At 56.6% G+C, this 13,991-nt stretch carries 9 protein-coding genes and 1 rRNA gene; 3 read left to right on the top strand and 7 right to left on the bottom strand.

The window, feature by feature from the left end:
- Positions 1-140 precede the first annotated feature (140 nt).
- Together CMQ96_RS15900 and metH are read right to left on the bottom strand one after the other, a co-directional pair.
- Positions 141-1,772, bottom strand: coding sequence for a Na/Pi cotransporter family protein (locus CMQ96_RS15900; RefSeq protein WP_004127714.1), 1,632 nt, complete (start codon positions 1,770-1,772; stop codon positions 141-143).
- Positions 1,773-1,957: 185 nt separating this feature from the next.
- Complete coding sequence (gene metH, locus CMQ96_RS15895) at positions 1,958-5,641, bottom strand: methionine synthase (protein WP_049089227.1); 3,684 nt, start codon at positions 5,639-5,641, stop codon at positions 1,958-1,960.
- A 196-nt stretch (positions 5,642-5,837) separates the two neighbouring features.
- On the opposite strand from metH, the gene iclR reads away from it, so the two are divergent.
- Entirely contained in the window at positions 5,838-6,665 is an 828-nt protein-coding gene (gene iclR, locus CMQ96_RS15890) for a glyoxylate bypass operon transcriptional repressor IclR (protein ID WP_024360169.1), read from the top strand.
- Positions 6,666-6,674: 9 nt separating this feature from the next.
- On the top strand, positions 6,675-7,079 hold the full coding sequence (locus tag CMQ96_RS15885) for an ASCH domain-containing protein (RefSeq protein WP_098067047.1): 405 nt from the start codon (positions 6,675-6,677) through the stop codon (positions 7,077-7,079).
- Positions 7,080-7,092: 13 nt separating this feature from the next.
- Here the strand turns inward: CMQ96_RS15885 and aceK are convergent, their stop codons facing one another.
- The 4 genes from aceK to metA form a co-directional block, all read right to left on the bottom strand.
- Complete coding sequence (aceK, locus tag CMQ96_RS15880) at positions 7,093-8,835, bottom strand: bifunctional isocitrate dehydrogenase kinase/phosphatase (protein WP_004138461.1); 1,743 nt, start codon at positions 8,833-8,835, stop codon at positions 7,093-7,095.
- A gap of 101 nt (positions 8,836-8,936) precedes the next feature.
- Positions 8,937-10,241: an isocitrate lyase gene (aceA, locus tag CMQ96_RS15875; protein WP_024360167.1), complete on the bottom strand. Its 1,305-nt coding sequence runs from the start codon at positions 10,239-10,241 to the stop codon at positions 8,937-8,939.
- Between the two features lie 31 nt (positions 10,242-10,272).
- On the bottom strand, positions 10,273-11,874 hold the full coding sequence (gene aceB / locus CMQ96_RS15870; RefSeq protein WP_098067013.1) for a malate synthase A: 1,602 nt from the start codon (positions 11,872-11,874) through the stop codon (positions 10,273-10,275).
- 259 nt (positions 11,875-12,133) lie between these two features.
- Positions 12,134-13,063: a homoserine O-succinyltransferase gene (gene metA, locus CMQ96_RS15865; RefSeq protein ID WP_004138454.1), complete on the bottom strand. Its 930-nt coding sequence runs from the start codon at positions 13,061-13,063 to the stop codon at positions 12,134-12,136.
- 156 nt (positions 13,064-13,219) lie between these two features.
- Between metA and CMQ96_RS15860 the strand changes: the two genes are divergently transcribed.
- Positions 13,220-13,657, top strand: a complete 438-nt coding sequence (locus CMQ96_RS15860) for an acetyltransferase (RefSeq protein ID WP_004138452.1) — start codon at positions 13,220-13,222, stop codon at positions 13,655-13,657.
- 99 nt (positions 13,658-13,756) lie between these two features.
- Here CMQ96_RS15860 and rrf read toward each other — a convergent pair.
- Positions 13,757-13,872 (bottom strand): 5S ribosomal RNA (rrf, locus tag CMQ96_RS15855).
- Between the last annotated feature and the right edge of the window lie 119 nt (positions 13,873-13,991).

The raw sequence follows: 13,991 nt of genomic DNA, 5'->3' as shown, positions 1-13,991 counted from the left end.
CCGCAGATGTCCGTGGGCCAGCGCATTCCCCGGGTTGCGGCGTAAACGCCTTACCCGGGCTACCGGCCCGCAGACGGCGGTAATCCTGTAGCCCGGCTAAGCGCAGCGCGAACCGGGGATGTCAGGCGGCTCATCAGCGCTTAATAATCATCGCGCTCATCGTCCTCATCCGGCTGCTCCATCACGCTATAGGCTACTGAGCAGAACAGCGAGTTAAGACGTTTCATATCGCCCAGCAGCGCGAGGTGCAGCGTACTGGTTTCAATACTCTGCACGTTTTGCTGATGCAGGCGGTCAACGTGCGCGTGTGAGTAGCGGCGGTTCATAATGCGAAAACGATGCTTGCTGCGTCGCAGGCGGCGGGCGCTCGGCACGTCGCCGGAGAAGAAGACCGACATCGCCAGCTGCAGATTGCTGAGCAGCTGATCGTAGAGCGCGTCCAGCTCTTTCAGCCCCTCCATAGAGAATGCGCGGCGCGCGGCCAGCGATTTATCGGCGATTTCGCTCCCCATCCTTTCGACAATATCCGAAGCCTGCTCGAGGTTGAGCGCCATTTCGATAATTTCCGCCCAGCGGCGGGACTCCTCATCCGCCAGCTCCTCTTTCGGCATCCGCGCCAGATAGAGCTTAATCGCGGTGTAAAGCACGTTGATATCATCCGCCATCCGCCGTAGCTCTTTCTCCTCACGCGGCTCGCCGTGCATCACTTTACGCAGGCTTTCCAGCATCTGCTCCATGGCATCGCCGATACGCAGGGTTTCACGGGCGGCATTGGCCAGCGCCAGCGCGGGCGTATCCAGCGCCGAAGTATCCAGGTGCTTCGGCTTCAGTCGCGCATCCAGCTCCGGCTCATCGCGAATCAGACGCTTACAGAGATTCGCCATCGGCCCGGCGAACGGCACCATGGCGATACAGCGGATCAGGTTGTAGAAGACGTGGAAATAGATGACCAGCTCGGATTTTTGCAGCGGGAGTTCATCCATGACGTTTGCCAACAGATGCACAAACGGCAGGATAATCAGGCTGCCCACCAGCTTAAACAGCAGGCTGCCGAGCGCAACGCGGCGCGCGGCGGCATTGGCGCCGCTGTTGTTTAACATGGCCAGCAGTCCGGAGCCGAGGTTGGCGCCGATCACCAGGCACAGCGCCACCGGAAACGAAATCACGCCGGTGGCGGTTAACGTCGCGGTCAGCAGCACCGCCGCCAGACTGGAATAGCTGATGATGGCAAACACCGCGCCGATCAGCGCATCCAGCATAATATCGCCGGTCAAAGAGGCGAAAATCACCTGTACCCCGTTGGCCTGGGTGATGGGATGCACCGCCTGGACGATCAGCTCCAGCGCCAGCAGAATCAGTCCTAAGCCAATCCCCACGCGCCCGAGCTGGCCCGCGCGCGTTTGTTTGCGGCCAAGGAAGAAAATCACGCCGATAAAAATCAGCAGCGGCGAAAGCCACGACAGGTCGAAGGTCAGCACCCTCGCCATCAGCGCGGTACCGACGTCAGCGCCCAGCACCATCACTAGCGCAGGGGCCAGCGCCACCAGATCCTGGGCGACAAAAGAGGTGACCAGCATGGTGGTGGCGTTGCTGCTCTGGACCAGCGCGGTAACGCCGATCCCCGCGCAGAAGGCGAGCGGTTTTTTCTCTACGCTGCTGCTGAGTACGCTGCGCAGGCGAGCGCCGTAGACGCGCATCACGCCAGTACGGACGATATGGGTGCCCCACACCAGTAGAGCGACGGCGGACAACAGGTGTAGCAGAGTTAACACGGAATCAGCTTCTCCTTATATTTATTCGTTCCCGAACTCATAAACCGTTACAGGCCGGATGGCGCTTCGCTTATCCGCTCCACAACGATCTCAAGCTCTTAAGTATAAGGGTTTACGCTCAATAAAGAGACAGGGCGCTCATTGAGCGCCCTGTTAGTTGTAAGAAAAGGTGACCACTTTACAAATTAATCAGCGTCATACCCCAGATTAGGCGCCAGCCAGCGCTCCACTTCCGCCACGCTCATTCCTTTTCGTAACGCGTAGTCTTCCACCTGATCGCGCTGAATTTGCGCCACCGCGAAGTACTTGCTGTCAGGATGGCTGAAGTACCAGCCGGAAACCGACGCGCCGGGCCACATGGCAAAGGACTCCGTCAGCTTCATGCCGGTGTGTTTTTCCACCTCCAGCAGCGCCCAGATCGTCGCCTTTTCAGTGTGCTCCGGGCAGGCCGGATAGCCCGGCGCCGGGCGAATCCCCTGGTAGTTCTCGCGGATCAGCTCTTCGTTGCTGAGGTTCTCGTTCGCCGCATAGCCCCAGTAGACCTTGCGCACCCGCTCATGCAGATATTCGGCAAAGGCTTCCGCCAGGCGGTCGGCAATCGCCTTCACCATAATCTTGTTGTAATCATCGTGCTGCGCTTCGTAGGCGTCGGCCAGCGCGTCTTCCTCAAGGCCGCCGGTCACCGCAAAGGCGCCGATATAATCCGCTTTTCCTGACAGTTTCGGGGCGACAAAATCCGCCAGGCAGTAGTTGGCAAAACCAACTTTTTCGGTCTGCTGGCGTAAATGATGCCCCACCGTCAGCACGTGCGTGCGAGTTTCATCGCGATAGATTTCGACATCGTCGCCGACGCGGTTAGCCGGGAACAGCCCCACTACGCCTCGCGGATTCAGGGTCTTCTCGGCGCTGAGCTTATCCAGCAGCTCATTGGCATCGCTGAACAGGCGCTTCGCCTCTTCGCCCACCACTTCATCTTCCAGAATGCGCGGATATTTCCCGGCCAGCGACCAGGTCATAAAGAACGGCGTCCAGTCGATATAGTTACGCAGGGTTTCGATACTGGCTTCCACTTCCTGCACGCCCAGGCGATGGGCCACCGGCGGCGTATAGCTTTCCCAGTCAAATGCCAGATCGTTATCGCGCGCGGCTTCCAGCGTGACCGGCGGGGTGCGCGGCTTTTTACGGCCGTGCTGAATACGTACCGTTTCGTACTCTTTGCGGGTTCGGGCGACAAAATCATCACGCTGGGTCGCGGACAGCAGCGCAGCGACCACGCCGACGGTACGCGAGGCGTTCTGTACGTAGACCGTCGGGCCGCTGTAGTTCTGCTCGATTTTCACCGCCGTATGCGCTTTCGAGGTAGTGGCGCCGCCGATCAGCAGCGGAATAGTAAAGCCCTGACGCTCCATCTCCTTCGCCACGTTGACCATCTCATCCAGCGACGGCGTAATCAGCCCGGAGAGGCCAATCAGATCGGCGTTCACTTCACGGGCGGTTTTCAGGATTTTATCCGCAGGCACCATCACGCCAAGATCGACGATTTCGTAGTTATTACACTGCAGCACCACGCCGACAATGTTCTTACCGATGTCGTGAACGTCGCCTTTCACGGTAGCGATCACCATCTTGCCGTTGCTGGAGCCTTTCTCTTTGCTGGCTTCGATATAGGGTTCAAGGTAGGCCACCGCCTGCTTCATTACGCGGGCGGATTTCACCACCTGCGGCAGGAACATTTTCCCCTCGCCGAACAGATCGCCGACCACGTTCATGCCGTCCATCAGCGGCCCTTCGATAACCTCAATCGGACGCGCGGCCTGTTGGCGAGCTTCTTCGGTATCCAGTTCGATAAATTCGGTAATGCCCTTCACCAGCGAGTATTCGAGGCGTTTTTTGACGTCCCAGCTGCGCCACTCCGCCTGCTGGGCGTTGGCAGTGTCATCCGTTTTGCTGCCGCGATATTTTTCCGCCAGATCGAGCAGGCGTTCGGTGCCGTCATCGCGGCGGTTCAGAATCACATCTTCAACCGCGTCGCGCAGCTCGGCGGGCAGATCGTCGTAAATCGCCAGCTGGCCGGCGTTGACGATACCCATATCCATACCGTTGCGGATGGCGTAGTAAAGGAATACCGCGTGAATCGCCTCGCGCACAGGGTCGTTGCCGCGGAAGGAGAACGACACGTTAGAAACGCCGCCGGAAATGAGCGCGTGCGGCAGTTCGCGTTTGATATCTTCGCAGGCGCCGATAAAGTCCTGGGCGTAGTTGTTGTGCTCTTCAATTCCGGTCGCCACGGCGAAAATATTCGGGTCAAAGATGATATCTTCCGGCGGGAAACCCACCTCTTCGGTGAGAATTTTGTACGCCCGGCGGCAAATTTCAATTTTCCGCTCGCGGGTATCGGCCTGGCCCACTTCATCAAAGGCCATCACCACCACGGCGGCCCCGTAGCGGCGCACCTTTTTCGCGTGCTGGATAAACGGCTCAACGCCCTCTTTCATCGAGATGGAGTTAACGATGCCTTTACCCTGAATACACTTCAGGCCTTTTTCGATAACTTCCCATTTGGAAGAGTCGATCATAATCGGCACGCGGGCGATATCCGGCTCACCGGCGATCAGGTTGAGGAAACGCGTCATCGCCGCTTCGGCATCGAGCATCCCCTCATCCATATTGATATCGATAATCTGCGCGCCGCTTTCGACCTGCTGGCGGGCAACGTCCAGTGCTTCGTTATATTTTTCTTCTTTAATCAGACGTTTGAACTTCGCTGAACCCGTCACGTTGGTTCGTTCGCCGACGTTCACAAACAGGCTGTCGTCGCCGATATTCAGCGGTTCAAGGCCGGAAAGACGGCAGGCTACCGGAATTTCCGGCAGCTGGCGCGGCGGCAGGCCGGCCACCGCGCGGCTCATGGCGGCGATATGTTCCGGCGTGGTGCCGCAGCAGCCGCCGACAATATTCAGGAATCCGGCTTCAGCCCATTCGCGAATTTGCGCCGCCATCGTGTCGGCGTCCAGATCGTATTCACCAAAAGCGTTTGGCAGACCGGCGTTCGGGTGGGCGGTGACGTAGCACTCGGCGATACGCGACAGCTCCTGCACGTACTGGCGCAGCTCATCCGGCCCGAGGGCGCAGTTGAGGCCGAACGTCAGCGCATCGGCGTGGCGCAGCGAGTTATAAAAAGCTTCGGTGGTCTGGCCGGACAGCGTGCGCCCGGAGGCGTCGGTGATGGTGCCGGAGATCATAATCGGCAGATCGACACCCAGCGCTTCGAACTCCTCTTTAACCGCAAAGATCGCCGCCTTGGCGTTGAGGGTATCGAACACCGTCTCAATCAGAATCAGATCCGCCCCGCCTTCCACCAGCGCTTTGGTGGATTCACGATAGGCTTCCACCAGCCCGTCAAAGGTGATGTTGCGGTAGGCCGGGTCGTTGACGTCCGGAGAAATAGACGCGGTGCGGTTAGTCGGGCCGAGAACGCCTGCGACGTAGCGCGGTTTTTCCGGCGTGCGGGCGCTCCAGGCATCGGCGCTGGCGCGGGCCAGTTTCGCCGCCGTAAAGTTGATCTCCGCCGACAGGGATTCCATCTGGTAATCCGCCATCGCGATGGTCGTCGAGTTAAAGGTGTTGGTTTCAATGATATCCGCCCCGGCCTCGAAATAGGCATCGTGGATAGCGGTTATCACTTCCGGCTTGCTGAGAACCAGCAGGTCGTTGTTGCCCTTCAGGTCGCACGGCCAGTCGGCAAAGCGTTCGCCGCGAAAGTCCTGCTCACTCAGACGATAGCTCTGGATCATGGTGCCCATGCCCCCATCCAGAACCAAAATACGTGCTTTTAACTGCTGACGCAGTTGCTCAACTTTGCTGCTCACACTCGCTCCCGACAACGCTCAACCAGACCGAAAAAACTCAACAGACCATACTGGCACAAACCGAAGGGGTGGAAAAGAGAACAGCGGGCAAGATGAGACATGTTCAGCTTCACTCATCCGATCAGTCGGGTAGTGATTGCATTATCGCCAAATAAAACGAAAATCATTTCCACGATACAGAAAAAAGGAGTCCGCGATGGCGACCCCCGCTCCCGCAAAACGCGGCAGAAAACCTGCCTCTCCCGCCGCCGCTCCGGCTGGCGGACAAGTTCAGTCCCTGACTCGCGGACTGAAACTGCTTGAATGGATTGCTGAATCCCACGGCAGCGTGGCGCTGACCGAGCTGGCCCAGCAGGCTGGTTTGCCTAACTCCACGACGCACCGCCTGCTGACGACCATGCAGCAGCTGGGTTTTGTTCGTCAGGTCGGTGAGCTGGGACACTGGTCGGTAGGCGCGCATGCTTTCGTCGTCGGCAGCAGCTTCCTGCAAAGCCGTAATCTGTTGGCGATCGTCCATCCGATTTTGCGTCAGCTGATGGAAGACTCCGGCGAAACGGTTAACCTCGCGGTGCTGGACCAGAGCGACCATCAGGCGATTATTATCGATCAGGTGCAGTGTACCCAGCTGATGCGCATGTCGGCGCCGATTGGCGGTAAGCTACCGATGCACGCTTCCGGCGCCGGAAAAGCGTTTTTGTCGCAACTGAGTGAAGATCAGGTCACCGGTCTGCTGCACCGTCAAGGCCTGCACGCTTATACCCACGCCACGCTGGTATCGCCGGTGCATCTGAAAGAGGACCTGGCCCAGACGCGCAAACGCGGCTACTCGTTTGATGATGAAGAACACGCGCTTGGCCTACGCTGCGTGGCGTCATGCATTTATGATGAACATCGTGAGCCGTTCGCCGCCATCTCTATTTCCGGGCCCATTTCCCGCATTACCGATGATCGCGTGACCGAGTTCGGCGCGATGGTGATTAAGGCGGCGAAAGAAGTCACGCTGGCCTACGGCGGAGTGCGCTAAATGAGCGATCTGAAATCCTACTGGCAGGATAAATACCCTTCCGCTTTTTGCTGGTCTTTCGGCGATTCCGCGGCGCTGGCCGACGAGCTGGCGGCCCTGGTCGTCGCGGGGAAAAAGCGCGGCACCTGCGGCTCGCTTGTCAGCTATCAGCAGGAACAGCCGCCCGTGACGCCAGGGGCATATCACATTGTGCTGGACGGCAAAGGGAAAGCCGTCTGCGTGATACGCACCCTGACGCTCAGGCTCATCCGTTTTAACGAAATGAGCCCGGAGCTCGCCGCGCGGGAAGGCGAAGGCGATTTGAGCCTCGCCTACTGGCAATCGGCGCATCAGGCCTTCTTTGAACGAGAGGGCACCTGGGCGCCGGATATGGAGCTGGTATACGAAGAGTTTGCCGTTATCGAAGCGGCCTGAGCCAGCCCGCCTGTTACCCCGCCTGCTGCAGATTGCCGTAACGCACGCAAAAGCGCTGACGGCGGCGATAGGCGTAGACATCTTCCACGTGGCCGTTGCGGATGCGCGTTTGCAGCTCCCGCCAGTAGTCGGCGCGCAGCAGGTCGGCATGCATCTCTTCAAATAGCGGCCCGATGCGCGGATCGGCGCACAGCCAGTGGCGAAACTCTTCCGGGAAAACATCGCCCGGCGAGACGCTATACCAGGGCTCGCTGGCGAGTTCATCTTCCGGGTAGCGCGCCGGCGGGATCTCGCGGAAGTTCACTTCCGTCATATAGCAAATTTCATCATAATCGTAGAACACCACCCGGCCGTGACGCGTGACGCCAAAGTTTTTAAAGAGCATATCGCCGGGGAAAATATTGGCGGCGGCCAGCTGTCGAATGGCGTTCCCGTACTCCTCCACCGCATCGCGCAGCGCCTGACCGTCGACCTGCTCCAGCCAGATATTGAGCGGCACCATCCGCCGCTCGATATAAAGATGGCTGATGGCGATGCGATCGCCGAGATCGGTAATTTTCGCTCCGGCCTCGGTTTGCAGCAGGGTCATCAGTTCGGGCGCAATTTGCCGTTTCTCCAGCACAAAGTTCTCAAACTCCTGGGTATCGGCCATCCGTCCCACGCGGTCGTGCTCTTTGACCAGCTGATAGCAGGCGCGCACGTGGGCGGCGGTCATCTCTTTTTGCGGCGCGAAGCGGTCCTTAATGACCTTAAATACCCGGTCAAATCCCGGCAAAGTAAACACCAGCATCACCATTCCACGGATCCCCGGCGCTTCAATAAATTGCTCATCGCTGCGGGAAATGTAGTGCAGGTATTCCCGATAACTCTCGGTTTTCGCATGCTTCTGGCAGCCAATCGCCATATACAGTTCGGCGGTGGTTTTACCCGGGAGAATCTCGCGCAGCCACTCAACCAGCGCGCCGGGCAGCGGCGCGTAAACCATAAAATAGGAGCGGGCGAAGCCAAAAACGATGCTGGCTTCGGCGTGCGTTGTCAGACAGGCATCGACAAACAGTTCACCTTCATCGGAACGATGGATGGGGAGAAGAAAAGGCAGCGTCGCCATCGGCGTGACGAGTTTACCCACCAGCCAGGCCGCCTTATTGCGATAAAACAGTTCATTCGCCACCTGCAGATGCGAGCGGGAAAGCAGCTCGCTGCCAAGCGCTTCCTGCAGGCAAGCGGTGATATATCCGATATCGCGCGCGCTGTTTTGCCACGGCAGACGGAGAGGAAGATCGGATAACACTTTGCGTAATAACGTGTCCCAGCCCCGGTTCGGGAAGAAATCTTTAGCCAGCGGCCGCGGGATGGAACGTAAGCGCCGCTCCGGCTGCGAGCTGAAAATAAAAAGCCGCTCGGGAGTCAGCGAGCGGTGGTCAAACAACCGGCAATAGACGGAATTAAAAAAGCTCTCCGCAATTTCGAAGCGAGGGTAATCCGGCAGCAGGCGGGTATAGTGCTCTTTCACCCGCAGCAAAAATTCGGTATCGGTATTTTTACCATCGGTAATGCAGCGCAGCTGTTCGACGACCAGGCCGACATGGTGATCGTAAAGGTGAATACGCTGCTTCATCGCCTGCTGGACGGCATGCCAGTCAGCCTGTTCAAAGCGCTGCTGGGCGCCGGAAGTCACTTCAAGAAAACGACCATATTGGGCGTCAAAACCCTGCAAAATAGTTTGAGCAATCAATAATTCCAGGCCACGCGTCATCGCTTTCCCCCATCCAGCATCCGGTCATGCCGGTTGGCGCGTACGCTTATCCGGCCTACCGCTTTCGTAGGCCCGGTAAGCGCAGCGCCACCGGGCAGCAATCAGAACTGCGACTCTTCCGTCGAGCCGGTCAGCGCCGTCACCGACGATGTTCCGCCCTGGATAATGGTGGTCACCTTATCGAAGTAGCCGGTACCCACTTCCTGCTGATGAGAGACAAAGGTGTAGCCATCTTTAGCCGCCGCGAACTCCGGCTGCTGGACTTTTTCAACGTAATGCTTCATGCCCTCGCCCTGGGCGTAAGCGTGCGCCAGATCGAACATGTTGAACCACATGCTGTGGATACCGGCCAGGGTGATGAACTGATATTTGTAGCCCATATCCGCCAGCTGCTGCTGGAAGCTGGCAATGGTTTTATCATCCAGCTTTTTCTGCCAGTTAAACGACGGCGAGCAGTTGTAGGCCAGCAGTTTGCCCGGATATTTCGCGTGAATCGCATCGGCAAAGCGCTTTGCCAGCTCAAGGTCCGGGGTGGAAGTTTCACACCACACCAGGTCGGCATAGGGCGCGTAGGCCAGCCCGCGGCTGATCGCCTGTTCGATACCGGCATGGGTGCGGAAGAACCCTTCGCTGGTACGGTCTCCGGTGATGAACTGACGATCGTAAGGATCGCAGTCTGAGGTAATTAAATCCGCCGCATCGGCGTCAGTACGGGCGATCACCAAGGTCGGCACGCCCATCACGTCCGCCGCCAGGCGCGCGGCAACCAGTTTCTGAATCGCTTCTTGCGTGGGTACCAGTACTTTGCCGCCCATATGGCCGCATTTCTTCACCGATGCCAGCTGGTCTTCGAAGTGTACGGCCGCTGCACCGGCCTCAATCATCGATTTCATCAGCTCGAACGCATTAAGCACGCCGCCAAATCCCGCTTCCGCGTCGGCGACGATCGGCAGGAAATAATCGGTATAACGCGGATCGTTCGGCTCAATGCCCGCAGACCACTGGATCTGATCCGCGCGGCGGAAGGTGTTGTTGATCCGATCGACAACGGCCGGTACCGAGTTTGCCGGATAGAGCGATTGATCCGGATACATGCTGGAAGCCAGGTTGGCGTCCGCCGCGACCTGCCAGCCGGAAAGATAAATCGCTTCAATGCCCGCTTTCGCCTGCTGCAGCGCCTGCCCGCCGGTCAGCGCGCCCAGGCTGTTGATGTAGCCTTTTTTCGCTTCGCCGTGCAGGAGTCGCCACATCTTTGCCGCGCCCAGCTGCGCCAGGGTACACTCTGGATTGACCGAGCCGCGTAGCTTCACCACGTCCTCGGCGCTGTATGGGCGGGTAATCCCTTCCCAGCGCGGTTTCGTCCACTCTTTGTTTAATTCTTCGATTTGTTGGGTACGAGTCTTCATGTGCAGATGCTCCATATTGTTGTGTGGTGAATTAGGCCAGAAGGCGATAGCCCGGCAGGGTTAAGAAATCGATCAGCTCGTCGGAGGTGGTGATCTGTTCCATCAGGCGAGCGGCTTCATCAAAACGCCCGCTGCTGTAGCGGTACTCGCCCAGTTCGTCCTGAATCACCCGCATCTCTTCGGCCAGCCACTGGCGGAACAGCGCTTTGGTTACCGGTGTGCCGTTACTGAGGGTTTTCTCATGATGGATCCACTGCCAAATCGAGGTGCGGGAGATTTCGGCCGTTGCCGCATCTTCCATCAGGCCATAGATCGGTACGCAGCCGTTGCCGGAGATCCACGCCTCGATGTACTGCACCGCCACGCGAATATTGGCGCGCATGCCCTCTTCGGTTCGTTCGCCCTCGCAGGGGGCCAGCAGCTGTTCAGCGGTAATCGGCGCGTCGTCTTCACGGGTAACCGACAGCTGATTTTTGTTCTCGCCCAGTACACCGTTAAAGACGGCCATCGCGGTGTCAGCCAGCCCGGGATGGGCGATCCAGGTACCGTCATGGCCGTTATTCGCCTCCAGCGACTTATCGGCTTTTACTTTATTCAGCACCTGATTGTTGCGTTCAGAGTCTTTACTGGGGATAAAGGCCGCCATACCGCCCATCGCAAACGCGCCGCGCTTGTGGCAGGTCTTAATCAGCAATCGCGAATAGGCGCTGAGGAAAGGTTTGTCCATCGTCACTACCTGACGATCCGGCAGAACGCGATCAGGGTGGTTCTTCAGCGTTTTGATATAGCTGAAGATGTAGTCCCAGCGCCCGCAGTTCAGGCCAACAATATGGTCGCGCAGGGCATGTAGGATTTCATCCATCTGGAATACGGCGGGCAGCGTTTCAATCAGCAAGGTGGCTTTAACGGTGCCGCGCGGCAGCTCAAAACGGTCTTCCGTAAAGCTAAAGACTTCACTCCACCACGCCGCTTCCTGCCAGGCCTGAGTCTTCGGCAGATAGAAATAGGGGCCGCTGCCTTTTTCCAGTAACGCTTTGTAGTTATGGAAGAAATAGAGTGCGAAGTCGAACAGGCTGCCGGGAATGGCTTCACCGCGCCAGGTCACATGTTTTTCCGGCAGGTGCAAACCGCGAACGCGGCAGATCAGTAGCGCCGGGTTCGGCTTGAGCTGATAAATCTTGCCGGCTTCATTGGTGTAGCTGATGGTGCCGTTAACCGCATCGCGCAGGTTAATTTGCCCATCAATGACTTTGTTCCATTCGGGCGCCAGCGAGTCTTCGAAATCCGCCATGAAGACTTTCACATTCGCATTGAGCGCATTGATCACCATCTTGCGCTCAACCGGCCCGGTGATTTCCACCCGCCGATCCTGCAAATCCTCCGGAATGCCGCGGATCTTCCATTCACTATTACGAATGGAAGCTGTTTCCGAAATAAAATCAGGAAGCTTTCCGTCGTCAATTGCCTGCTGCTGCTGGATACGCGCCGCCAGGAGTCTGTTGCGCTCTGGCGTAAAGCGGCTCACCAGCTCGGTCAGAAACTCCACTGCCTCAGGCGTTAAGATTTGCTTTTCCTGGTCGCCATATGGCTGGCTAAAAGCCAGTTCGTCAGTAATTGTCGCCTGCTGCGTCATGTGCTGCTCCTCTTGGTTGATCCAGTTGGCGCGAACGTAAGATCGTTGTGTAGTTTTCGTTCAGCACAATTAAGACTACGCATTTATTTTTCAAAATCAAAAACAATTTCCATTTTTAATTTAATTAAAAGTTAACCTATTGATAACAATATAAATAAAGTTTAATTACAATATGAGCTGCGTTTCGGAAATAAAAAAGGCACCCGAAGGTGCCAGAGGCAAAATGCTGAAACGCTTTAGGATCGCGTTGTGTAGAAGATTAATCCAGAGTCGGATTCATATGGCGTAGATCGTATGGCGTGATCTGGTAGACGTAATAATTCAGCCAGTTGATAAACAGCAGATTGCCATGGCTTCGCCATGTGGCGCGCGGTTTGTTCTGCGGATCGTTTTGCGGGAAATAATTGTACGGAACCTGCGGATCGAGGCCCGCTTCCACATCGCGGAAAAACTCGCTGGCCAGGGTATTGGCGTCATATTCCGGGTGACCGGTCACGAAGGCGATGCGTTTATCTTTACTGGCGAACAGGTAGGCGTCCCCCTCTTCCGTCTCCGCCAAAATCTCCAGGTCGGTGTAGTCGCGAATCAGCGCCGCCGGGAAATCGGCATAGCGCGAATGCGGGGCCAGAAAGCTATCGTCAAAGCCGCGGGTTAACAAGGCATGAGGTTGCAGGATATGGTGTTCATATACGCCGGAAATCTTTTCAGAGCGGGTCTGTTTAGGAATACCGTAGAGAATATTAAGGGCAGCCTGTACCGCCCAACAGACAAACAGCGTGGAGGTGACATGATCTTTTGCCCACTCCAGTACCTGCTTGATCTGCGGCCAGTAGGCAACGTCATTAAACTCAACAAGCCCTAAAGGCGCGCCGGTCACAATCAGGCCGTCAAAGTTCTGATCGCAAATATCTTCAAAGTTGCAGTAAAAGTTGTTGAGGTGTTCCGCCGGGGTATTACGCGATTCGCGAGCATCGATGCGCAGCAGCTGGATATCAAGCTGCAGAGGAGAGTTGGAAAGCAGTCGCAGAAACTGATTCTCAGTCTCGATTTTCTTCGGCATCAGATTAAGGATGAGCACCTTCAGCGGGCGGATTTCCTGAGTCGTCGCGCGAGTTGTCGTCATCACAAAGACGTTTTCATTACGCAAGAAATTGACGGCCGGTAGCTCGTCCTGCACCCGAATTGGCATAACTTTATTACCTCATAGCATACGTATAAACGTTTAGACATCCAGACAGCTGAAGATACCCAGGAATAAGGTGAATGTCGAGCCTGCAGGTGCAGGGTGAGAAAATTTCACGGAGATTTTTAGGTTAGAATATAAGAACAAATAAAAGGAGCAATTATGGTTATTAGTATCCGCCGTTCACGGCATGATGAAGGGGAAAAACTGGTTGCGATCTGGCGTCGGTCGGTTGATGCCACACACGATTTCCTGTCAAAAGAGTATAGAGTGGAACTCGAAACGCTGGTGAGTTCATTTCTACCCGAAGCGCCGCTGTGGGTGGCGGTAACGGAGAAAGATGAGCCCGTCGCCTTTATGCTTCTTACGGGTGAACATATGGATGCGCTATTCGTTGACCCTACGGTCCGCGGCTGTGGAGTCGGTAAATTACTGATTGAACACGCGCTAACGCTGGCGCCAAAGTTGACGACCAACGTTAATGAGCAGAATGAGCAAGCGGTCGGATTTTATCAGAAGATGGGCTTTAAGGTGACGGGGCGTTCAGAGACGGACGATCTTGGTAAACCTTATCCGTTATTGCATCTGGTACATGAGTAAAATATGGGGCCGGATAAGGATCAACTCCTGTCCGGTCATTCGCAGACCACAAAAACGCAAAAAGCCCATCCGTCAGGATGGGCTCTTCACTTAATTGATGCCTGGCAGTTCCCTACTCTCACATGGGGAGACCCCACACTACCATCGGCGCTACGGCGTTTCACTTCTGAGTTCGGCATGGGGTCAGGTGGGACCACCGCGCTAGTGCCGCCAGGCAAATTCTGTTTAATCTGTATCAGGCTGAAAATCTTTCTCTCAATCCGCCAAAACATCTTCGGCGTTGTAAGGTTAAGCCTCACGGTTCATTAGTACCGGTTAGCTCAACGCATCGCTG

It is taken from the genome of Klebsiella sp. MBT K-1 (assembly GCF_002556465.1).
GTDB classification, from domain to species: Bacteria; Pseudomonadota; Gammaproteobacteria; order Enterobacterales; family Enterobacteriaceae; genus Klebsiella; species Klebsiella grimontii.
This window is presented reverse-complemented; position numbering and strand designations above follow the sequence as displayed.

Coding starts and splice junctions, on each gene's coding strand:
- metA (WP_004138454.1), bottom strand. CDS start 13,063: ATGCCAATTCGGGTGCAGGACGAGCTACCGGCCGTCAATTTCTTGCGT.
- CMQ96_RS15860 (WP_004138452.1), top strand. CDS start 13,220: ATGGTTATTAGTATCCGCCGTTCACGGCATGATGAAGGGGAAAAACTG.
- aceK (WP_004138461.1), bottom strand. CDS start 8,835: ATGACGCGTGGCCTGGAATTATTGATTGCTCAAACTATTTTGCAGGGT.
- iclR (WP_024360169.1), top strand. CDS start 5,838: ATGGCGACCCCCGCTCCCGCAAAACGCGGCAGAAAACCTGCCTCTCCC.
- aceA (WP_024360167.1), bottom strand. CDS start 10,241: ATGAAGACTCGTACCCAACAAATCGAAGAATTAAACAAAGAGTGGACG.
- aceB (WP_098067013.1), bottom strand. CDS start 11,874: ATGACGCAGCAGGCGACAATTACTGACGAACTGGCTTTTAGCCAGCCA.